The sequence below is a fragment of the Prevotella nigrescens genome (assembly GCF_031191185.1).
In the GTDB taxonomy this organism is placed as follows: domain Bacteria; phylum Bacteroidota; class Bacteroidia; order Bacteroidales; family Bacteroidaceae; genus Prevotella; species Prevotella nigrescens.
The window spans coordinates 1,658,449-1,682,084 of sequence record NZ_CP133465.1; the positions used below are offsets into that span (position 1 = coordinate 1,658,449).

Consider the following 23,636-nt stretch of genomic DNA (forward strand, 5'->3'; position numbering starts at 1 on the left):
TTCTATAAAAATGAGGAAAACTATTTTTGGCGTTTCATCATTTTCGCAGCATATTCTGCCAATGCTTCTTTGCGTTCATCGGGAAGTTTTACTGCATCGAGGAATTTTTTTCCTTGTTCATAATAAAAGTTCATCTTCTCTTTTGCGAGTTTGTCTATCCCTATTTCGTTATATAATCGTGTTATGGCTACAATTTTTTCTTCAGTATTGAAGTCTTTTTTGTTTATCCAATTCTCAAGTTCAGCCCGTTGTCCAGTATTTGCCTGGTTGAAAGCTGTAATAAGCATATAAGTCTTTTTATTCGAAACGATATCGCCGCCTATTTTCTTTCCGAAAACTTTGGCATCGCCATATACGTCGAGATAATCGTCCTGGAGTTGGAAGGCCAATCCTATTTGTTCGCCGAATTTATACAAATTCTCTGCATCTTCCTGGGTCGCATCGGCTAAAATAGCACCCATTTTTGTGGCACAAGCCAGCAGAACACTGGTTTTGAGGCGTATCATTTCTATATATTCTTCTACGGCTACATCGTTACGCATTTCGAACTCCATGTCATATTGCTGTCCTTCGCCTATTTGCAATGCTGTTTCCGTAAATAAACTCAGGACGGCTTCAAGATGTTTCGTATCGCATTTTGCCAATCGCTCGTAAGCCAAGACTAACATAGAGTCGCCCGAAAGTATGGCTTGATTGGCATTCCATTTCATGTGTACAGTCTGTTGTCCACGCCTCAAAGGAGCTTCGTCCATTAAATCGTCGTGCAAAAGCGTATAATTATGGTAAGTTTCCAATGCACAGGCAGAGGATAAAATCTCTTGCGGATTATCTTTATATAGGTTATAACTTAGCAACATAAGGATAGGGCGTATGCGTTTGCCGCCTAAATCCAATACATATTTGATGGGTTCGTATAGGCTTGCAGGCTTACGGTCGTAAGAAAGCTTGCTTAGGTATTGGTTTATAATCTCCAAAAGTTCATTAGATGTGTACATATCGGAATAAATTTTATATTATCTGAATTATTTCTTTGTAATTTAAGCTGATATTTATTCATCATAAGCTAAATACAATAGGTATTTCCAACAACGATTTGCACGGTCTGTTGTTTTGTATGCCAGGTTTCCATTTGCCCATTGTGCGGACAACTTTAAGAACTTCCTGTTCGAAATCGGTATTTTTAGAATTCTTTATCTTTATATCGCTGACGTTTCCATCTGCATTAACAATAAAGGTTACATCTACTGTGCCTTGCCGTTGAGATTGTTTTGCACTGGCAGGATATTTTATGTTTTTTGTCAGCCACACCATAAAGGAACTCCAGCCTCCTGGTGGAGTTGGTGTTTCTGACAATATACGTTTTTTTATCTTATCGTCTGAACGTTCTATCTTTTTATCGGAATTGTCCTCGGTAAATTTGTTAGTTTCCTTTTTCGCAACCTCTTCAACCTTTGTCGGATCTGGCAGTGAAGTTGCTTGTTGTGTAAGTGTTGGCGTTTCGTTGATATTCGGTGCAGCCGTTTTGTCATCGTCCGATTCAGTATTACCTACTTCGTGAGGCGTAACTTTTTGTGGAGTTTCGCTTCGTTTTATGTTAAGCATGTCTTCCACTGTGGGAGCCTTGTCGTCTTTTTCTTTTGTTAGATTCTGTTGATCTATTGCAGGCAACATTTCTTGGTCATGAAGTTTTAAGTCTTTCAATAAGTTAATGTTCATTTCTTTCTCTTCACCATCTTGTGCAGAATATTCCATTGCAACAAAGAATATAGACAATGCTATAATTAACCCAAGCGCAAATCCTATCCAGCGCTTGTTTTCCAAATCTGCATTATTCGACTTCTTTGTTTCCACCTCTAAACACTAAATTCTGTTGTACAACGTTATACAAATGCAAAGCATTAATTATTGAGATTAATATGCCGATTGCATAATCAATAAACAAAAGTAATAAGATATTCGGAAAAAGATGTATCTTTGTCGATAAATTAAAATACATTAAATGAAAAAGTTTGTTTTCGCCCTCTTTCTCGGACTCTTCTCTACAATATTGAAAGCGCAGGAAAGTCAGACTGAATATAATTTCTTGCGTTTGCCTGTCAGTGCGCATGCAGCTGCATTGGGCGGTGATAATATAACAATCATAGAAGACGACCCCTCACTTATGTTTTCTAATCCTGCATTGGCAGCATCTGTCAGCGATATGACGGTCGGACTTAGCTATATGAACTATATGAAGGGAGCAAATTATATGGGAGTTTCTTTCACAAAAGCAATGAACGATAAGGCAACTTTGGCTGGAGGCATTCAGTATATGAATTATGGCAAAATGAAAGAAGTAGACGAAAACAATGTGCAGCTGGGCGAATTTAATGCAAGCGAGATTGCCGTTGAGGCTATTTTCTCTTATGAATTAGCCCGAAACTTGGTTGGTGGTATTACTGGAAAATTCATAACATCGAATATCGGGAGCTATAACAGCATTGCCGTAGGTGTAGATTTGGGCTTGAATTGGTACGACCCTGAACGTGAATGGTCGGTGTCGGCTGTTGTAAAAAATCTTGGCGGACAAGTAAAAGCCTATGATGATAACTTTGGAAAAATGCCTTTCGACTTGCAAATTGGTGCAAGTAAGACGTTAGCAGCACTTCCTGTACGCATATCGGCTACACTTGTAGACCTTACTCATTATGATTATCGATTTATAAACCACCTGAATTTAGGTGCCGAAATCCTACTTTCAGAAAGCTTATGGATAGGCGGTGGCTATAATTTTCGTAGAGGAAACGATATGAAAATGGGAATTGGAGACGATGAAAGTAGCCACGGAGCAGGTTTTAGCTTTGGTGGCGGTATTAATCTCGAGCGTTTTAAACTGAACTTATCGTACGGAAAATACCATGCGGTAAGCAGTTCCATTATGGTAAACTTGGCTTATGTGTTTTAAATATGATGTGAGATAGAACTAAAATAGAATAAATGAAGAAAATAATAATTGCCATAGATGGTTTCTCTTCGTGTGGAAAAAGCACAATGGCAAAAGATTTGGCACACGAATTGGGTTATATTTATGTAGATACGGGGGCGATGTATCGTTGTGTTGCACTTTATGCTTTGCAGCACGGAATGTTTCTTAAAGACGGCGAAATAAATCTTCCTGAATTGGAGAGCGAAATGCCGAATATAAATATAAGTTTTAAACTGAATAAAGAAACAGGTCGTCCCGAAACCTATCTTAATAATGAAAATGTAGAAAATAAAATACGTACGATGGAAGTATCATCGCATGTAAGTCCTGTTGCAGCTGTTTCGTTTGTCCGTGCAGCACTTGTAGAACAACAGAAAAAGATGGGCAAAGACAAGGGGATTGTTATGGACGGTCGTGATATTGGTACTGTGGTTTTTCCGAATGCAGAATTAAAAATTTTTGTAACAGCCTCTCCGGAAGTAAGAGCACAACGTCGTTACGATGAACTTAAGGGAAAAGGAATGGAAGCTGACTTTAATGACATATTGGAAAATGTGAAACAACGCGATTATATAGATTCTCACCGCAGTGTCTCGCCTTTGCGCAAAGCTGAAGATGCCATAGAACTGGATAACAGTAATATTAGCATTGAAGAACAAAAGCAATGGCTCATAAATCAATATAAGCGCGTGTGCAAAAATTAATATACGCAGCGTAAACACAAGATAACTAAAGTCGGAAAGAAGCGAATTCTTTCTGACTCTTTTATTTGTCGTAACTGAGACTGGATTTAGGAACGAGATGTGGATAAACAATGTTTTGGAAGACGAAAACAATATTGTGTACAACACTGAAAAGCAAATGACAATACATAACATAGATGCATATTCACCAATATTATGATTGGTAAATGGACTATAAATACAGGCTTAATGAAACGATGGGAAAAAGTTGGAAGATAAAGCTGATGATTAACGATATATTCAATACTGCCCGTAAAAATCACTTCACACTTTATAGTGGGGTACGAGAGTTTGAAATACAAAAACTTTCTAATACTCGTTCTGTTGAATGTACATTACACTATAGTTTCAACACAATTAAATCTAAATACAAAGGAAAGGGTGCTGGCAATAAAAAGAAAGATAGATTATAATTATTATAGGCAACATTCTGTTTTAATTAAAACTGTGACAATTTATAATTATAATTTTCAAAATTATAATTACAAAATTATTATTTTTAATAAAAACTTTTTCGTGCCGTAATTACAGCGTGGCAAACTTAAAGTTACAACACAAGACAAAACAAAAGCCAAAAAAGACCCGAATGAGGTGGCGGCTCACAGCCACACCCATAAAATTGGTTTGAAATTTTAGAAAAAGAGAATTGGAGATGCACCAAAACGGTGTGGTTCCTCTTTGGTATCTTATGAGTAATAACAATATAATGACAAGAGAGGGGGGCTCTATCGTGAGATTATCGTTATGAAGAAAAGGAAAGAATGTAGGTAAATTATATATTTTTTGTAAAAAGTGAACTGTTTCTAAAAATAAGGTAGTATATTTGCAAACGATTACAAACAATTAAAAACAAAAATAAATTATGAAAAAGCCATTTAAAGATAATTCAAACCTTAACGTTATGAAGAAAATATTTTTAGCTGTAATGGCACTATTCCTAATGACATCTTGTTGGGATAAAGTTTATGATGAGGGGGGCGGATATTATGACCATATCAGCTACCGAGGTTCCAACAAATATTGGTATAGTATTTATACAATCCCCTCTGGAATAATGATAGACTTTCCTATTCGGGGGGAAGACGAATTGCCTAATTATGACGATAAAAAGCGGGATAGTTGTACGTTTAGAGTGGAATTTACGCGATCTACTTCAGTATATACGACACTTTACAACGAAGCCGACTTTAAGAAATATGCTAATATTTATCATGAAAAGGGCGATGCCAATCTTGATTTTAATGGCTATACTAAACCTGTGGGTATAGAGTATATACATGCTTACTTGTATGTTAATTATAACTTGTTAGATGCCGACGACAATATTCTTATAAGATACAGGAACGATTCGGTCGTTATTGCCAATCATTATGCAAAGGAAATACAAGAGAGCAAAAATCGCTGGATAGAGAAAAAAGTTAATCAATTAACGGCACAAGACCTGAAATGGATGCCTTACCGTTTTTACTTTGATGTAATAGATAAAAAAGTTGCAGTGTATGTGCTTCGTATAAAGCTTACGAATGGGAAAATAATATGGAATATTTGCAATGCAGGCTTACTGCCAAGATCTGCCCATGCAAAACAAGACATCTATAAGAAGCTGAAACGAATAGAGCTACGAAGCGGCGAGAAAGAGAAAAAACATTTAGTTATGCCTTAAGGATAAATTAAAAGTAGGGGCACAATTTGCTATTCTGGGCTATAACGACAGCAAATTGTGTCTTTTATTTGGCAACATAGTTGTAGTTTTTCCTTTATCTGAACATACTATACAATACTGTCAGAATAAAAAGGATGTTGCATCATTGCGATACAACATCTTCTTTTATGGTTCTTTCATTATCTTTTTAGTACTCTGCAAGTAGACTTGAGCGTATCTTGCCGGTTCCAAAACAAGTTGGACAGTCTTCTGCAACATCAACATCCATAGCAGGACGGACTCTTTGGCGTGTTATCTGCATCAAACCGAATTTGCTCAATGGTAAGATGTTATGCCGAGCACGATCTTTCTACCTTTTGTTTGTGTACAACGTCTTATTCTGCGAGTAACCTTTCTATTTCCTTATTGATGTTCTCTATATTCTCAGTTGGTTCGAAACGGGCAACAACTTGTCCTTTCTTATTGATGAGGAATTTCGTGAAATTCCACTTAATGTCTGATTTCTCTTTATATTTCGGATCGCTCTCCGATAACATCTTGTCAAGAATTGGTGTAAGTTTGTGATTTCCGTCCCAACCTGCAAAACCTTTCTGTTCTTTTAAAAATTTATAAAGCGGTTCAGCATCTTCGCCGTTTACTTTAATTTTCTTGAAACGTGGAAATTCCGTACCGTATGTAAGTTTACAGAATTCGTGAATGCTTTCATCAGTACCTGGAGCCTGTTGTCCGAATTGGTTGCAAGGGAAGTCGAGGACTTCAAAACCTTGTGAATGATATTTTTTATAAGTAGCTTCGAGTTCTTCATAAGTAGGTGTGAATCCACACTTTGTAGCTGTATTAACAATTAACAAAACTTCGTTGGCAAATGCTCTTAAAGAAATATCATTACCTTTTCTGTCTTTTACAGTAAAATCATGAACTGTTTTCATCTTTATTTCTTTTATTAATATCTTATATTATCTGCAAATATACGAAATATATCCTGAAAGAATAGTAGTATAGTCATTAAAAAATCTTATTGTTCTAAGAATTTTAAATATTTCTTACCTATTTTGGGAGAATACGCATTAAAGATATTGTTTGCAAAAAGAATATCTGTAATCTTATTATCGTGTACAAACTTCTTCATATTCTTAGGGAAATAACGAGTATCAACTACTTGTATTTTCTCGAAACTGAAAAAGAGATATCCAGGCAGGGCGTTACCAAAACTATCTTTCAATATTAGTAAATGCCTCTTATTCTTTACAGAAGTTGTAATTGTAGCTATTCGAGCATCTCCTCCCATGAATGTGCAATATGCTCCAGCATTACCATCTCGATAATGAACAAAGAACTGTCCTTTGCGAAGGGTGGGTTTACCTATTATTCTATAACTCTTGTCTAACTTATAATCTTCGTATTCAGTTGTATATTTCAAATTCTTTGGGACATAGAAAACGAAATCTTCCGGTGCATTCTTTATGGAAATATCTTGTGCATAGCCATACATACTTCCTACAAATCTATGAACTACACGACGTTCATAATTACTTAATATTTTGAATGGCACATGGGCAACACGGGCAAATTCTTGTGCTGCATAATATGCTCCAAGTGGTGCCCAATGATGATCGGTACGTAAATAAATTGGTTCATTTACATGTTTAGAAAGTGGCGTATACACGTTTACAGCACGCACGTCCTTATTTAAATGGCTGAAAATGTTGTTTATAGTTGCCCGCTGACTATTCGTACAACTTTTTGCCTGGTCAGGACAATAAAATTCTATTGCTGTTGGAATTACCATACAATATACATTTACCTTCGGACCGAATACTTGTTTATATTTATTTGCTGCTTCTGCATAGGCAACTCCACCATGCGCTCCTCCACCGTAAGCCATCAGTGCCCTAACATTATCGCCACTTCCAACGACAACAATACCACGGTTTGCTATTTTTGCATTCTCGTTTGCAGCAACTGTATTCTTATATTCTCCAACTTCTCTTTCATCGTTTTCTTCCTCCATCATATTTTTAGAATTTCTTGAAGAAGTTGCTGCATGGAATTTCACTTGTTCTTCTCCTGGCGCAGTAATGCCCAAAAGATTTTTTTGCTTCATGCTAACCATCATGAAGAAATCCCTGTAGGGTTCGCTGTCACTAAACCAAGAATTAATATTCTTTGTAAAATCACCTGTTCGCAGACTTTCGAATGAATATTTGGGAAATTGTTTCAAATCGCGTTTTTCCAATATAGAAAATGTGCTACGCGGTAGAAAGTCGAAAATACAAACTAAAGCTGTAAAGATTATAGCGATAATGGATATATAGATATTATCCTGTTTCATAAGTTTATTATTTCTTTATTGGACGATTCAGCATATTCATCAGCGAATTAGATGTACTTTGCGAATAAGCGTGCTGTATATTATTAACAATTAGCAAGTCGGTTATATTATTTTCCGATGCATAGTTTTTTATATTTCCTTGAAAATATCTGAAATCGACAACATATATATCTTCAAACGAAAAGAATAAGAAAGCAGGTAATGCATTGCCAAAACTATCTTTGATAATAAGTAATCGGCGTCCATTCTTTGTTGATGTTGAAATGTGAGTTGCGCGAATATCACCTCCCATAAAAGTACAATACGCATTGCTGCTCCCATCATTATATTTCCAAAAGAAGTTGCCATTGACTTCAGGTTTAATTCCTATAACTCGTCTATTTTTAAGAATATATTCGATATATGTTGTTGTTATCGGACAATCTTTTGGAGTATAAAAGACAAAATCTTCTGGAGAACTCTTCAACATTGCATCGCCAGAAAAATGCACCATACTTCCAACAAAACGATGTATTATATGTTTATCGTATGAAGATAGATTGCAAAACTGAACTCGAGCAGCACTTGCAAACTGTTGTGCTGCATAATAAGCTGCTAAAGGTAACCAATGATGATCGGTACGAGCATAAATAGCTTCGCCTTTATGTTCCTCCAAAATATCCCAAAGATCAATTTTTTTCACTTTATTATCTATATGCTCATACATATTAGCAATTGTGGCACGTTGCGAATTTGTTTTCACTTCAGTGTAATCTTCAGGCCAATAAAATGCACTCGATATAGGAATTATCATATTGTACACTTGAATATTATCGCCCATAGCTTTCTGATAAGCATTTATAGCATCAGCATACCAGGTTCCTCCTTCTGGCTTTCCAGTAAAATAGGACATAGCTCTGAGTACAGAATCATTTTTCAACACAATAATCCCATTACGCTTCGTATACACCTGTTGTGCCTGCGCAACAAATGGAATGAAAACGAAACTATAAACCAATACTAAGATACATCGTTTCATATTAATTTCACTTAAAATCGTGTGTATATAAAGGCATTATTTGTTGCACCTACAAGCAAAGCTACACTTAAGAAAAGCAAACACAGAGATATAGCAATGCGCGTTACAAGTGCAACATTAGCATGTATTGTTTCTGATTTTATTTTAGAAAAATGCTTATTTACGAAATCATAAACAGGCATAGAGAAAATTATACCAGCTATCCATAACCAGAAATTATTAAAGAATGCAGTTTGAGCAGCAAAATCGACAATCTTGTCGGTTTGTCCGAAGAAGACTTGGAAGAAACGCTGCATTTGTGTTAGATTGGTGAAATAAAATATTCCCCAACCAATAACCACAAGTACAAGACTATAAACATGGAGAAAAACTTTTGGAATTTTATTTATCACCTTTAACAAAGTATATTTCTCGAGTGTTACGATAATACCAAAGTAAATACCCCACAATATAAAATTCCAACTTGCACCATGCCACATTCCTGTAAGAAACCATACAACTAATATATTAAGTACCTGATGATGTCGGTTTCCTCCCATTGGAATATAAACATAATCTCTGAAGAAACTTCCTAACGATATATGCCATTTCCGCCAGAAGTCGGTAATCGATGTACAAACATAAGGATGTTTAAAGTTCTCGGCAAAATGGAATCCTAAACAACGTCCTAATCCTATTGCCATATCACTATAACCGCTGAAGTCGAAAAAAATTTGGAACGTAAATGCTACAATACCTACCCAAGCTCCCATAGTAGTAAGTTGTGGAAATCCACTTTGCAGGAATTGGTTAGCTATTTCAGAAAACTGATTAGCCAATATAACTTTCTTGCCCAATCCTATCAAGAATCTGTAAGACCCTTCAACAACATCAGACCGAGTTATATGTCGGTTATTTATTTCTTTTGCTATAAGGTCGTAACGCACAATTGGTCCTGCAATAAGTTGTGGGAACATGGAAATGTAGAGTAATAAATCTACAAAACGTTTCTGGCTGTCTGCCTGCTTACGATAAACATCTATCAGGTAGGAAATGCTCTGGAATGTATAAAAACTAATTCCAATAGGGAGCGCAATATGTGGAACAGGAACAGGAAGCCCTGCAAGATTAAGCGATTCTGCTATGAAGCCTGCATACTTAAAAGTTCCCAGAACAAGAAGATTACAAACTAATCCAATAACAAGAGCAGGCTTTCTATGCCGATTTTGCTTATCGATACCAATACCAACAAGATAGTTGATAAAAACACTTATTATCATTAAGAAGACGTAGGTAGGTTCTCCCCAGGCATAGAAAATAAGCGAGAAAACCACTAATACCGCGTTTCGGGCAGCTGTCTGATTTATACAATTATTCTTTTGCATCTTATCCCACAGGTTAGCCAATAAATAGCAAACCATAAACAATGGAATAAAAACGAATAAGAAAAATAAATCTGAAAATACCATAAATTAGTTTGTATTAAAATATTTAGTACAATTTTTTATTGAATTGTTCTCTTTAATTTTTTAGCAATATAAATCCCAACTCTTTCTGCCCCTGCAGGATTAGTGTGAGTGCCATCTAATGTATAAGTTCGTTTGTCTTTTTCTTGAATCGGATTAATTAAATCCGTTGTATCTAAACGTATTACATTGGCATTTAAAAATTTTCCACAAGATGTAATAACATCGGAGACCTTTGAAATCAAATTTGTTGAAGCCTGTGTTGTAAACATTGGAGTAACAAGGATTATTTTACACTCTGGGAAATTTTTCTTCAGCAATTCACAATCGAGTTTAACAGTCCTTGCAAGAGATAATGCTTGGTGATGTTTTTTGTTTTTTTGATTAAAAACATTTTGTACACTTTCAGCAAAAAGTTGTGGTCGTTTATTTTGAAACCAAGCATCATTAGTTCCAGCCATAATAAAAATATAATCAGGTTTAGGACATCTAAGTTCTCTTGCATCTTTTATCAAGCGCAAAACCTGATTGAAAACGACGTTATTGTCGGAAAGTTTCTCTTCGTAAGAAAGTACATCTGGTTTTGTATTTCTCGTGTGGGACCATGTGGCACCACTACGTGCATAATTTCTACTGTTTTTTATAGAAAGCTCTTTGCAAAACCAATAACTCCAACTGTGTGGGTCTGAACTATCTTTTCCACCAGTCCACAAATTAGAATCGCCAAGAAATACGACATGGCAATCTGATAAAAAAGTTGTAGAATCTTTTTCTTTCATATAGTTGGCACCATACGAAATCTGTACGATTACCGATAGAAGAATTACCAATTCTATGTGAAATGGGGAGTATTTTTTATAAAATATCGAACCATTTTCTCTTAGAGTTACTGACATATTTTTTATTTTTGCGGCTGCAAAAGTACAAATAAAAACCGATACAATCTATTAAACACAACATAAAATATACTTTATGCAATTATTCGCAAGGATACGCAAGGATTTATGAGACAATGTGAAAAGTACGAAAAACTTAACTGATTATTTGGTGAAGACGAATAAAAGCAGTACTTTTGCAGTCAAATAGCTGGTTCCGTAGCTCAGTTGGATTAGAGCAACAGCCTTCTAAGCTGTGGGTCTTGGGTTCGAACCCCAACGGAATCACTCGGATAGAGTGAAGTAGAGACATCATTTGAAAAATCATCTGGTGTCTTTTTTTATCCATTCTTTCGTAATGTTCATAGAAAGTTGCTGCAAGGATATTAAGAGAATGGGAAGCCAGCTTCTTCAACTTTATTATACCACTTAGATAGTGATAGCCTACCTGCATCCTTAATCGTATTCTTTGCAAAGACATTCTTGGCGAATGTCCAATCCATAAGCCTTCTTGATGTCGGGGGACTTTTCTTTGTTCCGAGATCTTCTTTACAGCCGATTCAACATACTGATATACTTCTTGCACCCTACACCTGTACTAACATCTTCTACCATAATTGACCTAAATCTTGAGTCATAGAATAAAATTAGGGCTGCCAGCAATCACTGATGACTGCTCTTTTAGATATTTTCAACGCATGCTGCATCACCAAACCGATTGGATTTGCAACAGATTTCTACTTAAACTGTGTAAGGAACGAGTCGGCCTGTGCGTTGCCCAAATTCTTCGCTTTTTCGATATTGGCAATACCTTCTTGCTTCTGATTGTTTTTACATTGGGCGATACCAAGAACGAGATAAGCCTCTGCATAGTCATCTTTTAAGACAATGGCTTGTTTGGCTGCAACAATGGCTTCGTCCAACTTGTTAAGCCGAAGCAACAAGTTGGCAGCTTCAGCACAGTAGATGGGTTCAGCCGGATCAAGTCGTGTGGCTACAAGAATGTCTTGCAGAGCCTGTTGCCACAATTTTCCTTTTATCTCTATTTGTTCGCGCATATAATAGAAGTCGGCTTCTAAAGTGCCTTGGTTAAGATATTCGAACACATAGAGGTCTTTCATTGCATCGCGATATTTGCTCATCTTGTCGAATTGCTGTGCCCGTGCAAGAAAGTAAGGCGACGAAGTGTCCGTATAGGGCGTGTCGCAAAGTGCTATACATTGATTAAGCAAGGAGAGTACGGCATCGTTGCTGCCATTCAGTTTTTCTTGGCACTGCGCCATTTCCAAGTATAATTCAGGATTCTTTATAGCCGTCTTTGTAAGTGCTTCAAAGTCTTGATATGCCTGTTGATAATCGCCCTTGCTATAGGTAATTTGCGCCTGGAGATGTTTGTACACAGGAGCAGGATTCAGTTTGTAGGCTTCGATAGCTTCTCCCATTGCCTTGTCTAATGTCCAACCTTGTGCTTTCGCTTTATCTGCCAAAGCGGTGGTTGTTGTACCCTGATAAACAAGACGCCCATAATTGTAGTGCGCCTCGTCTTTCGCTTTCGTCTTAGCTATTGCCTGCTGCAACACCTTGTCTGCCTCGGCAATGTTTCCTTTACTAAAAAGCGTGGTTGCCAACGTTATGTAACCATTGTTTAGTGTAGGAAACTTTTGCAGGAAGTCGCTGATAGTTGCCATTCGGAGCGATTCTATTTTGGAAGATGACAACATTAACGCGATAATGGCTTCGTCGGGTTGCTGTGGCAGTGCTATTCTTATTCCTGATTGCAACATGGTCGGGTCGTTCTGAGAAAGCCCGCTTATTATAAAGTCGTTGGCATATCTTGCATCGGTTGCACTCTGCAACGCACCATTGCTATTGTAAATACCCACAAGCTGACCTTTGTCGTTCAGCAGCGGTGCACCGTTATTCTTTTCGGGTGCAGTGGTAGAAAGCACACAGTAGTTATATTTCGTCATAAATTTCTCTACCTTGTTTATATTGGCTTTTATAGGGTCGCCCACTTTGGCGGGTACAACTATCCATGCTGTTGAGCTGGCAGCAACCGATGGTGCAAACGGAGCGGCGTGGGTTTTGGCTGCGACTTTAAATTTTGCCACATCGTACAGTTCGTTCGCCCCCAGCATTGTTTCAACATCATATTTCTGCCCATCGTTATCGGTAACCACGGCTTTCATGGCTCCCACAAATGGTTTCCACGTGCTAACACCAATACCATCGTTTGAGACGAAGACCCCATTGGATGTGGAGAGAATAGACCCATTAGAGTCAAACGTAGTTAGCGTGAAAGTAGTGTTTGCAGCCTTTTTCACGGCTGCAGGTTGTGCTTCTACTACTGTAACAATACCAAAGCAGAGTAATAGAAGGATAGAAAATATCTTAATTGATCTCATAATATTCTATATTCATTTATGATGATTGATTACCATTGATGAGTTCGCGCGCATTTTGTAAGGCTGCCTCTGATACGTCTGACCCTGAAAGCATTTGTGCTATTTCTGCCACACGTTCCTCGTCGGTTAACTTCCGCAGCCTACTGGTGGTTCCTGCCGAAGTGTCGTGTTTCTCTACCTTATAGTGTGTAGTACCTAAAGCAGCTATTTGAGGAAGATGAGTGATAGAGATTACTTGCTTGTCGCTGCTGCCCATCTGGCGCATAACGAACGCCATTTGCTGAGCGATTTTACCGCTAACACCTGTGTCTATCTCGTCGAAAATAATGGTTGGAAGTTTAACGGCACCGCTTATCATTGCTTTAAGCGAGAGCATGACACGAGCTATTTCGCCACCCGATGCTACTTGCTCTATGGACTGCAACGGACTGTTGCGATTGGCAGAAAAGAGAAATTGCACTTTGTCGGCACCATCGGCAGCAAGTGTTTTCGGCTCGAACTGTATATCGAACTGTACGTTTGGTATGCCCATGGGTACAAGCCTTTCTTTCATCTCTTTCTGAATGGTCTTTGCAGCCTTCTCCCTGCCCTTGGTCAGCAGAGCAGCTTGCTTTGCACAATCGGCTTGTCTTGCGGCAAGTATCTGCTCGGCTTCCTTCAGAAGTTCGTCGCTGTTGTCTATTCCGTCCAACTTCTGTTTCAATTCGGCTTGAATGGCGAGTAACTCGGCAATAGTTTCTACATGGAATTTCTTTTCAAGATGGTAAATTTTGTCCAATTGCTGATTAATGAAATCTAATCTGTTTGGATCGAAATCTATGTCGGCTGTTGCTCTGCTCACCTCTTCGGCTATGTCTTTTACTTCAATATAGACAGTATCGAGCCGGCTGTTCAGCGCATCTGCTTTCGGGAAAACAGACGAAATGAGAGATAGAGCATCGGTGGCTGATTTCAGTTTCCGTACCACACCGGTTTCTTCGTCGCTCAATAGGTTGTCTGCACTGAAAAGGGACGACTTAATATCTTCTGCATGCGCAAGTGTCTTCTCCTCGGCTTCAAGCTCTTCTTGCTGACCGTCTTGTAGGTTTGCACTCGAAATCTCTTCATACTGAAAGCGCATAAACTCTTCGTTCTCCGAGTTTTCTCGCAGCTGTTTCTTTATTTCGTCCAATCTCCGTTCGGCATCTTTATACGCTCTGAAAGTCGTTTTGTAGGCAGCACGCTCTTTGTCGTTGGCGGCTAATATGTCGATTACATTCAACTGGAAATCTTCTTTTTGTAACAACAAATTTTGATGTTGCGAATGTATGTCTACGAGCTGACTGCCCAAATCACGCAGTAAATTAAGGGCAACAGGCGTATCGTTGATAAATGCGCGCGACTTTCCGCTGCTGCTGACTTCACGATGGAGTATGGTCTCGTCGGCATCGAAGTCGATATTGTTTTCGGTGAAAAACGCATCGAACTCTCCTTTTGGCAGAGAGAATGTGGCTTCTATAATGCACTTTTTTTCGCCTTGCTTTATCTGTCTGCTATCTGCCCTATTACCTAAAAGAAGACCGATGGCACCAAGTATAATACTTTTCCCAGCACCTGTTTCTCCACTTATTACAGAGAAACCATTATAGAAGTCGGTATCTAATTGGTCGATTAATGTAAAATTCTTTATATATAGATGCTTCAGCATATTGTTTTTGTATTATTGTTTAATCTTGTCCCACGTAGCATTCTGACTGGCATTGATGCTGAACAGAATGTCGTAGACCGACTCTTTTTCCTTCTGTGTACCTTTTTTGTTATAAATATTGGCGAGTTCGTCTTTTTTATAGTCTGTCCAAATTTGCGGCCACATACTCATGGGCTTGTCTTCGTGCGCCTTTTTCAGGTCGTTTTGCAGAGCAGTGGTTATGTTTGTCCGTCCTCGTTCCGGACTGTTTGCCATTTCGTCTAACCCCGTGCGATAGTAATCGTATTGCAGCTGTCGGAACGGTTTCATTCCTCCGTCGATATAATCGTTGATGATGGCAAACCGGTTCTTGGAATTTTCGAACGCTTTCCAACCCGTGAAGCTTAAGTTCTGTGCATTGTTGGTAAGATTCATGCAACGTTGTAGTATGTCGTCGCCACCCATTGGTGAAAACGAATCGAGGTCTATCCCGATGATGAGATAGGCATAATATGCAAAGAGAGCAGTAAGCTGATTGTTGATAGTTTCCTCGTTGAACTCTATCTGGTCGAACTGCGCAAACTCAAAGTTGAAGTCTCCGTCTTTAAAATTAAACAAAGTAGACGTGTATGCGGAGTTATACACGGGTCTGTTTGCTTGTATAAGTGCCGTGCAAGTAAATGCGTTGTTGCTTGCATCGTACTTGGTTACTGTGATATTAAAGTTGCAAACAATCCGTTCGTTCTTCTGGAACTTAAGATGTGTCCATTGGCGTTCGTTGACAAACTGCTCAAGCGTTTGCTGCAGATTTTCGAACACCGACTTATCGGTTCCTTGTATCTGATTATGATTGATGGTTATCTTGGCTTGTAGTTCTTGTGCTACAGTCGTGCTGCTAAAGAATAGAAACCAACTCGTTAATAATGTCGTGAGCCACCAAACGTTTGCACTTCTTTTCATATTCCTTCTTTTCTCCTTTCGAAATAATCGTTATCTGATTGTCGTCCGACTGGAAAGTTGTGCCAGTGTTGCGCGTAGAGTTTAACACAATAAAGTCGGCGTTCTTTCTCGTCAATTTTGCTAATGCGTTAGCCTCTTCGTTGTTGGTCTCCAAAGCAAATGCCACAATGCGTTGTCGGTTCGTTTTCTGTCGTCCCAATGTGGCAGCTATATCGTGTGTGGGCTGCAGCTCGATGTGCAGATTGTCTTTTTCGCGCTTTATTTTTGTTTCTGAGAAACACATCGGTTTAAAGTCGGATACGGCAGCGCACAAAATAGCAGCGTCTACATTTGGAAAAATTTGTGTACATGCATCGTACATTTGTTCGCAACTCTCTACGTCTATGCGGTTTATGCCCTCCGGACAAGTGATGTGTACCGGACCAGCTACAAGCGTAACGCTTGCTCCACGGCGAGAGCATTCCTCGGCAAGCGCAAAGCCCATCTTTCCTGACGAGTAGTTGCCTATAAAACGTACAGGGTCTATCTTTTCGTATGTTGGTCCTGCAGTTATTAGAATATGTTTTCCGTTTAAATCGTGTTTTTCATCTGTTTCATTATTAAAATATTGCTCCAAGCGAGCCACAATGGCCTCGGGCTCTTCCATTCTGCCTTTACCTTCCAGACCACTTGCCAAGAAACCATTCGCTGCCTCTATTATGTGGTTTCCCCTACCCTTCAGTATTTCTATATTTTCTTGTGTTGCAGAGTGTTTGTACATATCAAGATCCATTGCCGGAGCTACGAATACTGGTGCCTTCATTGATAAATAGGTTGTAACAAGCATATTGTCGGCTATGCCGTGGCACATCTTTCCCAATGTTGCTGCAGTGCAGGGAGCTATCAGCATGGCATCAGCCCATAAGCCTAAATCAACGTGCGAATGCCACGTACCGTCGCGTTGAGAAAAGAAATCGCTTATGACTGGCTTTTGTGTGAGTGCCGACAATGTGATGGGGGTAATGAATTCTTTTCCACTGGGAGTTATGACCACCTGAACTTCGGCACCTTGTTTTATGAGTTGGCGGATGATGAGGCAACTCTTGTAAGCCGCAATAGAGCCCGTGATGCCCAGAACAATTTTCTTTCCTTTCAGCATAGTTATCGGTTGTTGAATTCGCGGAGACGAATACGTGTGAGCACTTGTTTCGTATTGTAAGTAAAGTCGCTTGCCAGCATCCAACTATAGAAGCCCGGGTCTCTGTGCAACACCTCTGCCACGTCCCAACCACGATACTTCCCAAAATTGAACACTTCGTGGCGACGGGGGCAACCATTTTCATCAAGCAACACATTCCCATCTTTGTCGGTTACGTCTTTCCAAACAATACGTCCTGCAAAATCTACGTTGTCATTCATTTGCGAGAACTTTGCCAGTTCGTCCATATCGTTCTTTAATATGCGTTCCGGATCTTTTTGTTTTTCTTCAGAGTACATCTTTATCTGTCCCTGCAAGACGCGCCATGTAGCCTCCGTATCCTCATCGGCCTTATGAGCCGTGAAGTCGTCTTCCATCTTCCTCCCGCAATAAAACTCATAAGCTGCAGCAAGATTACGTCGTTCCATCTTGTGGTAAATGTTTTGCGCATCTATAAGACGGCACTTAGAGAAGTCGAAGTTGATGCCAGCTCGTAGAAACTCTTCTGCCAACAAGGGGACATCGAAGCGATTGGAGTTGAAACCGGCAAAGTCGCAGCCCTTAAACTTATCAGCCAGGTCAGCAGCTTTCTCCTTGAATGTCGGAGCGGCAGTCACATCTTCGTTTGTTATACCCGTAAGTTCCTCAACTTCGTGAGGTATCTCTCTTTCGGGATTAATATAAAGGTTCTCTCTTTCTTCCTTTCCATCGGGAAAAACCTTTATGTACGACAACTGTATGATGCGGTCTTTTACCAAGTCGAGACCTGTCGTCTCAAGATCGAAGACGATTAATGGCTTCTTTAAGTTTAATGACATTCTACTATTATATAATGTATATGGGCAGACTTAATATAAAATCTGCCCATATCTGTTATAGCATTTTTCTTAATCGTTGAGCAATACAGGCATAACAAGCATAAGCACGTTTTCGTCTGCAGGTTGCTCTGCCGGCACAATTACTCCTGCACGTGAGGGGTCTGCCAGTTGTATGTTTACCTCTTCACTCTGCAAATTGTTCAGAATTTCCAATATAGAGCTGCCTTTGAAGCCGATACTCATTGGGTTGCCCTCATAAGTGCAGGTCATGCTTTCCTTGGCACTTGTAGAGAAATCAATATCTTCGGCGCTCAGATCCAATTGTCCGTTTGCAATGTGGAAGCGGATTAATTGTGAAGAATCACTCGCAAATGGCAACACGCGGCGAACAGCTCCAATAAGCGATTTGCGATCTATCAAAATCTGGCATGGGTTGTTTTCTGGAATTACACTATTATAGTTAGGATATTTTCCGTCGATAAGTCGACAAATCAGATTGCCTTCACCAAACGAGATTTCAGCCGAACGAGCATCGAAACGTATCACTACGTCGCTACTTTCTTTCGTTACAAACCCTTTCAGCAAAGTTGCAGGTTTCTTTGGCAAGATGAAGGCTGCCGGCACATCGCTCTTAATAGTGTACACACGGTTGCGCACCAACTTATGCCCATCGGTAGCTACAACAGCCAGGGCATCAGGTCTAAGGTCGAAATATACTCCGTTCATCACGGGGTGCAGTTCGTCTTGTGCCGTTGCAAATAGCGAACGTGTAATGTTTTCCAACAATATTTCTGCGCTCAATGTAATAGTAGTTGTATCGGCAGACAGGGGCTGAGGAATGGGAAACTCGTCGGCTTCCAGAACGGGGAAGTTGTATGAACCATTCTGATAACTTACATAAATGGTGTGTTCGTCCATATTAACGTCTACCGTCAGTGGCTGTTCGGGCAGTTCCTTTACAGCATCGAGAATGTTTTGGTTGTTTACTGCGAACTTGCCTTCGCCCTCAAGCGAATCGAGGTTCATTGACATACAGACAACGTTCTCACTATCTGAAGCAGTAATTGAAAGTTGTCCGTTCTGTGCATCAAATACGAAACAGTTTAATATTGGTAACGTGTTCTTGCTATTGATAACACGCGAAAGCGACAGTAACCTGCTACTCAAGGCAGTGCTTGAAATGGTAAATCTCATTAGTTCTATATATTTTTAATTGTAATTCAAATATTTATCGTACAAGATACGACAGAAGAGTTTGTTTCATAATTCTCAAACTTGCCTCTTCATCGTACAAAAATACGAAAAAACTGTGTGAAAGACAAAATTTAGAGCTAAAAGTTTCTGTTTTTAGAACTATTTTAGTAATTTCGCAGATATAATGCCAATGGTTCATACTTGCGCAAACAATTGTATGCTGACATGTGGCTACTTTCGTATAAAGAATAGAAAGAAACAAATTTATTAATAATAACTGCAAAATATATAACATGGAACTACAAGGTAGAGTTATCGTTGTAATGGAACCACGCGAAGGAACTTCGGCGCGTGGACCATGGAAATCACAACAGTATGTAATAGAAACACACGACCAATATCCGAAAAAGATGGTTTTCGATATATTCGGTGCCGACCGTATAGACCAGTTTGCCATTAAGGCAGGAGAGGAAATCATCGTCAGCTTCGATGTAGATGCACACGAATACAACGGCAGATGGTTCAACAACATTCGCGCATGGAACATTCAGAGGCTCGATGCTGCAGCTGCACAGGCTGCCGGGGCACCTGCAGCCGCTACACCTGCACCTGCAACAGGAGCGCAAACAGCGGCAAGTGGCAGTCAGGCTCCATTCCCGCCAGCTGCATCGGACAGCGATGCTGACGACCTGCCATTCTAAATTTCGGTAAAGCACTGTCAGTAGTACTTACAATAGACACACAAAAGGGGGCTGAAACCACATATCGCTGGTTTCAGCCCCCTTTTAGTTTCTAATCTTTCCGTTATTTGGTAAATCCTCCTAATGCCTTCATGAGCTGTCCAAGTTCAGAGTAAGTGTAATCTCTGTCGTTCTTTTCTTTTTCTTTCATCGACTTCTCGGCATTGGTTATTGCCTTTTTGAGGCTTCCTCCTTTGTGTTCAAAATAATCATGTAGTCCTTTATTTTTGCGAAAAAACTTTTCTGCCTTCTCGTATTTCACGCATTTATTTAAATCTTTAATTAACGATTCTTGATTTTCGTATTGACGAGAGGTATACTGAAAGTAGTAAAAAAAGAACAACTCCGTACAGAGATGCGTTTCAAAGAACTCTACTTTGCAGGAAATACCCTTTTTCGGCTTGTTTATTGGTTTTGCAAATTTAGCCCTTAATCTCTTGTATCGTGTGCGTTCAGGTTCCTTATTTTTATTGTCCATATCTATGATACAGAATATATGGGTGCCCGCATAAAAGCTATACGAAATGTTAATAACGACAAAAGTACATTTCGTGCCTCACAAAAGTATATTTTGTGCCCTACGAAAGTACATTTTGTCGTAGTCTCTATATTCAATGCCTATAGTACTTAGTTTTATTATTTTTCTAGAATAGAATAGTAAAAAGCTTCGTATTGCTTAGCCACTTTTATGTAGTCGTGGTGTTTGCGAATGTAGTCGATGCTTTCTTGTTGAAGTTGTGGTATGCGTTCGGGGTGGAGTGCCAATAGCTTTATTTGTTCGTAACAGCTTTCGTAAGTTGGCTGAACATTGATGATAGGGCGAAGTTGTGTTTCGTTTAGTATCTCGTAGTTCTCGGGTTCTCCACCTCCAATACAAATAATCCCCCTGCTCATAGCTTCCAATGGGTTCATCGAGGGAGTGTAGCTATAAAGCTGGTCGAGTATGGCATCGGAGCCTTCCATTAGCTTTACGTATTCGTTGAATGGAATTCCTTCGGCTATGCGCAACTCCAACAGTTCGGGATAGTCTGCTTTTACCGCCTTGGCAGCTCGGAGCATAATGTCTGTTCCTTTATATTCTGAACGGTTCTTGCTTATTCCGATGAACAGTTTCAGTGCTCCGTCTTTCCTTTCAGCTTGTATGTTTTTTCCTTCGGTGATGATGGGAAAGGGAATGAATGTTGTTTTGTTGGGAAAGAAGGGCTGGTAGCAAACTTGGTATTCGTATAGTCCTGCCACAATGCCGTCGCAATCGTTGGCTATTGTTTTGTTCAGTTGCTCTTTGTCTGTGCCTACCCAATCGTGTTGCTCTATAATGGCATCTTTGTTTGTTCTTAGTGTCTTACCAATGTTGAAGTCGCTGTATCGTAAAGGCATGGTGGTGCTATTGACGTGTACCCAATAGTAGTCCATACCGAAAGCACCCATTACTATTTTCTTATTGTGGCGACGCAGGTAGTTGTATATGTACTGAATGCGTTTCGCTTTCAGGTCTATGAAGACGGGATTGATAATTTGCACGATGTCGTAGCCACGCAATTTGTGCAGATTGGCGAATAGATGCAACGTAAGCCGAAGCCCCGCAAGCCGTCCTGACGGTCGGGCAAGGTCGATGTCGCGGGGATATGCCTTCCAGTAATCGCCGTTTGAAGCCACAACTACCTTGTGTCCTAAATGCTCCAAACCCGCTTTCAACGTGTTGTGCACATTGCTGTATTCTCCAATCAACAGTATTTTCATTTCGCTATGATGCTACTAATTCAGACGTGGCAGTGTGTGAATAAGGATTTTTCGCCCCGCTTTCGAGTTTATCATTATAGAGAACAGCTTGTACTTTCGTGTGTAATTCTTCTTTGGCAGTGGGAAAAGTCCACGCTTTTCGAGCCGTAGCAGAACGTGGTTAAGATACTGTTCGTCGCGTGTCAGGATTATGATGTTGTAAATATAGTCCATCGTCAGTTGTGCAACACGGCGAAGCATAGCCACTCTGTCTTTAGCAGGCATAAGGTCGGCTTTGTCTTGCAGGCTCTTTATAACTTGTTCGGTGTCTTGCAGACGCTTTAGTTTCCAGCGTTTATCCTTTTTGTGTGTTATCGATTCCGTGCGTTTTCGGTAGAAGTATGCTTGCACTTTGGTGTTGTAAACCTTGTCGGCACGAATAATAAGCTGCGGTGTAAATTCTTCGTCTTCGTGTAGAATACCCTTTGTGAAACGCAAGTTTACCAATAGATTCTTCTTGAAAATATATCCGCATGCCGATGCCCGCAAGTTGTTGTTGTGCATATATTCTGTACCGGAAAACACCTCGTTGTTGGCAAGTTGTGCACTTGAAACTTCTTTGGTGGCAAAGTCGAAAAGAACGATGTCGGCATCTTTAAACCTTATAAAGTCCAAACATTTATCGTAGTTGCTCGATACAAGGGAGTCGTCAGCATCTACAAACTGAAGGTATTGCCCGTTTGCCATTGCAATTCCAGTGTTTCTTGCTTGGCTAAGTCCCTGATTGGGTTGTCGAATGTATATCATTTGGTCGGCAACATCTGTCAATAAGTTGAGTGGCGACACATCTGAACCATCATCAATGACGATAATCTCACGCTCTTCTCTGTTAAGTGTGAGCATAAGAATGCTATCGATACATTTCTTTAGCATATCGATAGGTTCGTTGTAATAGGTGATGATAAAGCTGATTAGTGGCTGGGCTTTATCGTTTTGTGGAAGAGGGTGTTGAGTTTGCATAAGCATTTTATTCCTAAAAGATGAAGTAACGTTAGTTTTAAGTTGCCATAGAACGGACGAATCGGCAGCAATGGCATTGCCTTAGTTGCTTCGTAAACGTCCAACTGAATGTTCAGAACGTGTGTGTAATAGGTTGCGTCTATCTCGTTGTTGCCATTTATATAAGCCAAATGCGCTTCTAACAGACTCGTTAGGTCTTGTCCGTTGGCATTGGCGGTAATTCCTGCGTCGTTCCAGCAGTAATAATATGTTCCTAAACTTGTGGTTGCGATGGTTTTAGCCGCAGCCATGAGTTTTGGAAGTGTATGTGCATCTTCAAAATTCTTGCCTTTTGGAAATTCAATATCGGTAAAAAGTTCGCGCCGATATATCTTGTTCCATGCATAAGTATGGTGGTAAGCCTGCCCTTTCAGCCAGTATTCCTGCTTGTTTTGATAGACACAATCGTCCAATATTAATGAGTGCTGTGCTTTTGAACCATACTTCTCGATAACCGAAAATTCAAGAATGTCGTATTTTGGGTGGGCATTCAGCAATTCCATAACACCCTTGTAGGTGTCTTGTGCAATGAAGTCGTCGGAGTCTATGAATGTGATGTATTCCCCTTTCGCTGCCTTTATACCTGTATTTCGGGCTGCCGAAAGCCCTTGGTTGCATTGGTGTATAACGCTTATTCTATTGTCCGTTCGGGCAATTTCGTCTACCATTGTGGCGGAATTATCTGTTGAGCCATCATTAACCAATATCATTTCAAAGTTTTGAAATGACTGTCTGAGAACGCTCTCAACACACCGACGGAGCGTTTTCTCAACATTGTAAACTGGTATGATAATACTTAATTCCATAAATTTCCTTGTTGCAAAAATAATAAAAACTTTTAAATTACGTTTAAAGAT

21 protein-coding genes, 1 tRNA gene and 1 pseudogene are annotated in these 23,636 nt (G+C 39.6%); 5 read left to right on the plus strand and 18 right to left on the minus strand.

Annotation, left to right across the window (positions count from 1 at the left end; all coding sequences use genetic code 11):
* Nucleotides 1-20: 20 nt before the first annotated feature.
* Together RDV52_RS09310 and RDV52_RS09315 are read right to left on the minus strand one after the other, a co-directional pair.
* On the minus strand, nucleotides 21-995 hold the full coding sequence (locus RDV52_RS09310) for a polyprenyl synthetase family protein (RefSeq protein ID WP_004365881.1): 975 nt from the start codon (nucleotides 993-995) through the stop codon (nucleotides 21-23).
* 61 nt (nucleotides 996-1,056) lie between these two features.
* Nucleotides 1,057-1,851, minus strand: a complete 795-nt coding sequence (locus RDV52_RS09315; RefSeq protein ID WP_004365880.1) for an energy transducer TonB — start codon at nucleotides 1,849-1,851, stop codon at nucleotides 1,057-1,059.
* 148 nt (nucleotides 1,852-1,999) lie between these two features.
* Between RDV52_RS09315 and porQ the strand changes: the two genes are divergently transcribed.
* From porQ to RDV52_RS09330, 3 genes are all read left to right on the plus strand, one after another.
* The gene (gene porQ, locus RDV52_RS09320) at nucleotides 2,000-2,944 is read left to right on the plus strand and encodes a type IX secretion system protein PorQ (protein ID WP_004365879.1); all 945 of its coding nucleotides are present in this window, start codon (nucleotides 2,000-2,002) and stop codon (nucleotides 2,942-2,944) included.
* Between the two features lie 32 nt (nucleotides 2,945-2,976).
* On the plus strand, nucleotides 2,977-3,669 hold the full coding sequence (gene cmk, locus RDV52_RS09325) for a (d)CMP kinase (RefSeq protein ID WP_004365878.1): 693 nt from the start codon (nucleotides 2,977-2,979) through the stop codon (nucleotides 3,667-3,669).
* Between the two features lie 940 nt (nucleotides 3,670-4,609).
* Nucleotides 4,610-5,371: a hypothetical protein gene (locus tag RDV52_RS09330; protein WP_309149735.1), complete on the plus strand. Its 762-nt coding sequence runs from the start codon at nucleotides 4,610-4,612 to the stop codon at nucleotides 5,369-5,371.
* A gap of 374 nt (nucleotides 5,372-5,745) precedes the next feature.
* On the opposite strand, the gene RDV52_RS09335 is transcribed toward RDV52_RS09330, so the two are convergent.
* The 5 genes from RDV52_RS09335 to RDV52_RS09355 form a co-directional block, all read right to left on the minus strand.
* A complete protein-coding gene (locus RDV52_RS09335) occupies nucleotides 5,746-6,300 on the minus strand; it encodes a glutathione peroxidase (RefSeq protein WP_004365873.1) in 555 nt (184 codons plus the stop codon).
* A gap of 86 nt (nucleotides 6,301-6,386) precedes the next feature.
* Nucleotides 6,387-7,703 carry a DHHW family protein gene (locus RDV52_RS09340; RefSeq protein ID WP_004363207.1) on the minus strand — a complete coding sequence of 439 codons (1,317 nt, stop codon included), beginning with the start codon at nucleotides 7,701-7,703 and terminating at the stop codon, nucleotides 6,387-6,389.
* Between the two features lie 7 nt (nucleotides 7,704-7,710).
* Nucleotides 7,711-8,721, minus strand: a complete 1,011-nt coding sequence (locus tag RDV52_RS09345) for a DHHW family protein (RefSeq protein WP_004365872.1) — start codon at nucleotides 8,719-8,721, stop codon at nucleotides 7,711-7,713.
* A gap of 11 nt (nucleotides 8,722-8,732) precedes the next feature.
* A complete protein-coding gene (locus RDV52_RS09350) occupies nucleotides 8,733-10,169 on the minus strand; it encodes an MBOAT family O-acyltransferase (protein ID WP_004365871.1) in 1,437 nt (478 codons plus the stop codon).
* Nucleotides 10,170-10,204: 35 nt separating this feature from the next.
* On the minus strand, nucleotides 10,205-10,945 hold the full coding sequence (locus RDV52_RS09355; protein ID WP_223381196.1) for an SGNH/GDSL hydrolase family protein: 741 nt from the start codon (nucleotides 10,943-10,945) through the stop codon (nucleotides 10,205-10,207).
* Between the two features lie 309 nt (nucleotides 10,946-11,254).
* On the opposite strand from RDV52_RS09355, the gene RDV52_RS09360 reads away from it, so the two are divergent.
* A tRNA-Arg gene (locus RDV52_RS09360) sits at nucleotides 11,255-11,329 on the plus strand.
* Between the two features lie 64 nt (nucleotides 11,330-11,393).
* Here RDV52_RS09360 and RDV52_RS11200 read toward each other — a convergent pair.
* From RDV52_RS11200 to dnaN, 7 genes and pseudogenes are all read right to left on the minus strand, one after another.
* Nucleotides 11,394-11,563 (minus strand): annotated as a pseudogene (locus RDV52_RS11200) (ISAon1 family transposase); the annotation flags it as partial.
* Between the two features lie 215 nt (nucleotides 11,564-11,778).
* Entirely contained in the window at nucleotides 11,779-13,446 is a 1,668-nt protein-coding gene (locus RDV52_RS09365; RefSeq protein ID WP_004365869.1) for a trypsin-like peptidase domain-containing protein, read from the minus strand.
* 16 nt (nucleotides 13,447-13,462) lie between these two features.
* Nucleotides 13,463-15,133, minus strand: coding sequence for a DNA repair protein RecN (gene recN, locus RDV52_RS09370; protein WP_004365868.1), 1,671 nt, complete (start codon nucleotides 15,131-15,133; stop codon nucleotides 13,463-13,465).
* A 12-nt stretch (nucleotides 15,134-15,145) separates the two neighbouring features.
* Nucleotides 15,146-16,072, minus strand: coding sequence for a type IX secretion system protein PorD (gene porD, locus RDV52_RS09375; protein WP_004365867.1), 927 nt, complete (start codon nucleotides 16,070-16,072; stop codon nucleotides 15,146-15,148).
* On the minus strand, nucleotides 16,008-17,210 hold the full coding sequence (gene coaBC / locus RDV52_RS09380; protein ID WP_004365866.1) for a bifunctional phosphopantothenoylcysteine decarboxylase/phosphopantothenate--cysteine ligase CoaBC: 1,203 nt from the start codon (nucleotides 17,208-17,210) through the stop codon (nucleotides 16,008-16,010). Before coaBC ends, porD begins: the two co-directional genes overlap by 65 nt.
* Before the next feature lie 2 nt (nucleotides 17,211-17,212).
* Nucleotides 17,213-18,067 (minus strand): 3'-5' exonuclease, encoded by an 855-nt coding sequence (locus tag RDV52_RS09385; RefSeq protein ID WP_004365865.1) that lies wholly within the window; start codon nucleotides 18,065-18,067, stop codon nucleotides 17,213-17,215.
* 69 nt (nucleotides 18,068-18,136) lie between these two features.
* A complete protein-coding gene (gene dnaN, locus RDV52_RS09390; RefSeq protein ID WP_004365864.1) occupies nucleotides 18,137-19,261 on the minus strand; it encodes a DNA polymerase III subunit beta in 1,125 nt (374 codons plus the stop codon).
* A gap of 293 nt (nucleotides 19,262-19,554) precedes the next feature.
* Here dnaN and RDV52_RS09395 point away from each other — a divergent pair, with 293 nt between their 5' ends.
* Entirely contained in the window at nucleotides 19,555-19,962 is a 408-nt protein-coding gene (locus RDV52_RS09395) for a DUF3127 domain-containing protein (protein WP_004365863.1), read from the plus strand.
* A gap of 103 nt (nucleotides 19,963-20,065) precedes the next feature.
* On the opposite strand, the gene RDV52_RS09400 is transcribed toward RDV52_RS09395, so the two are convergent.
* From RDV52_RS09400 to RDV52_RS09415, 4 genes are all read right to left on the minus strand, one after another.
* A complete protein-coding gene (locus RDV52_RS09400; protein WP_004365862.1) occupies nucleotides 20,066-20,479 on the minus strand; it encodes an RloB domain-containing protein in 414 nt (137 codons plus the stop codon).
* A gap of 158 nt (nucleotides 20,480-20,637) precedes the next feature.
* Complete coding sequence (locus tag RDV52_RS09405; RefSeq protein ID WP_004365860.1) at nucleotides 20,638-21,741, minus strand: glycosyltransferase family protein; 1,104 nt, start codon at nucleotides 21,739-21,741, stop codon at nucleotides 20,638-20,640.
* A 15-nt stretch (nucleotides 21,742-21,756) separates the two neighbouring features.
* Complete coding sequence (locus RDV52_RS09410) at nucleotides 21,757-22,740, minus strand: glycosyltransferase family 2 protein (protein WP_004365859.1); 984 nt, start codon at nucleotides 22,738-22,740, stop codon at nucleotides 21,757-21,759.
* On the minus strand, nucleotides 22,692-23,585 hold the full coding sequence (locus RDV52_RS09415; protein WP_004365858.1) for a glycosyltransferase family 2 protein: 894 nt from the start codon (nucleotides 23,583-23,585) through the stop codon (nucleotides 22,692-22,694). Before RDV52_RS09415 ends, RDV52_RS09410 begins: the two co-directional genes overlap by 49 nt.
* Nucleotides 23,586-23,636 lie beyond the last annotated feature (51 nt).

Excerpts from the sequence above, each read along its gene's own strand:
- RDV52_RS09385 (WP_004365865.1), bottom strand. The coding sequence starts at position 18,067 with ATGTCATTAAACTTAAAGAAGCCATTAATCGTCTTCGATCTTGAGACG.
- RDV52_RS09400 (WP_004365862.1), bottom strand. The coding sequence starts at position 20,479 with ATGGACAATAAAAATAAGGAACCTGAACGCACACGATACAAGAGATTA.
- recN (WP_004365868.1), bottom strand. The coding sequence starts at position 15,133 with ATGCTGAAGCATCTATATATAAAGAATTTTACATTAATCGACCAATTA.
- RDV52_RS09310 (WP_004365881.1), bottom strand. The coding sequence starts at position 995 with ATGTACACATCTAATGAACTTTTGGAGATTATAAACCAATACCTAAGC.
- RDV52_RS09345 (WP_004365872.1), bottom strand. The coding sequence starts at position 8,721 with ATGAAACGATGTATCTTAGTATTGGTTTATAGTTTCGTTTTCATTCCA.
- RDV52_RS09340 (WP_004363207.1), bottom strand. The coding sequence starts at position 7,703 with ATGAAACAGGATAATATCTATATATCCATTATCGCTATAATCTTTACA.
- RDV52_RS09365 (WP_004365869.1), bottom strand. The coding sequence starts at position 13,446 with ATGAGATCAATTAAGATATTTTCTATCCTTCTATTACTCTGCTTTGGT.
- porQ (WP_004365879.1), top strand. The coding sequence starts at position 2,000 with ATGAAAAAGTTTGTTTTCGCCCTCTTTCTCGGACTCTTCTCTACAATA.
- RDV52_RS09355 (WP_223381196.1), bottom strand. The coding sequence starts at position 10,945 with ATGAAAGAAAAAGATTCTACAACTTTTTTATCAGATTGCCATGTCGTA.
- RDV52_RS09415 (WP_004365858.1), bottom strand. The coding sequence starts at position 23,585 with ATGGAATTAAGTATTATCATACCAGTTTACAATGTTGAGAAAACGCTC.
- RDV52_RS09350 (WP_004365871.1), bottom strand. The coding sequence starts at position 10,169 with ATGGTATTTTCAGATTTATTTTTCTTATTCGTTTTTATTCCATTGTTT.
- RDV52_RS09395 (WP_004365863.1), top strand. The coding sequence starts at position 19,555 with ATGGAACTACAAGGTAGAGTTATCGTTGTAATGGAACCACGCGAAGGA.
- RDV52_RS09410 (WP_004365859.1), bottom strand. The coding sequence starts at position 22,740 with ATGCAAACTCAACACCCTCTTCCACAAAACGATAAAGCCCAGCCACTA.
- coaBC (WP_004365866.1), bottom strand. The coding sequence starts at position 17,210 with ATGCTGAAAGGAAAGAAAATTGTTCTGGGCATCACGGGCTCTATTGCG.
- dnaN (WP_004365864.1), bottom strand. The coding sequence starts at position 19,261 with ATGAGATTTACCATTTCAAGCACTGCCTTGAGTAGCAGGTTACTGTCG.
- cmk (WP_004365878.1), top strand. The coding sequence starts at position 2,977 with ATGAAGAAAATAATAATTGCCATAGATGGTTTCTCTTCGTGTGGAAAA.
- porD (WP_004365867.1), bottom strand. The coding sequence starts at position 16,072 with ATGAAAAGAAGTGCAAACGTTTGGTGGCTCACGACATTATTAACGAGT.
- RDV52_RS09335 (WP_004365873.1), bottom strand. The coding sequence starts at position 6,300 with ATGAAAACAGTTCATGATTTTACTGTAAAAGACAGAAAAGGTAATGAT.
- RDV52_RS09405 (WP_004365860.1), bottom strand. The coding sequence starts at position 21,741 with ATGAAAATACTGTTGATTGGAGAATACAGCAATGTGCACAACACGTTG.
- RDV52_RS09330 (WP_309149735.1), top strand. The coding sequence starts at position 4,610 with ATGAAGAAAATATTTTTAGCTGTAATGGCACTATTCCTAATGACATCT.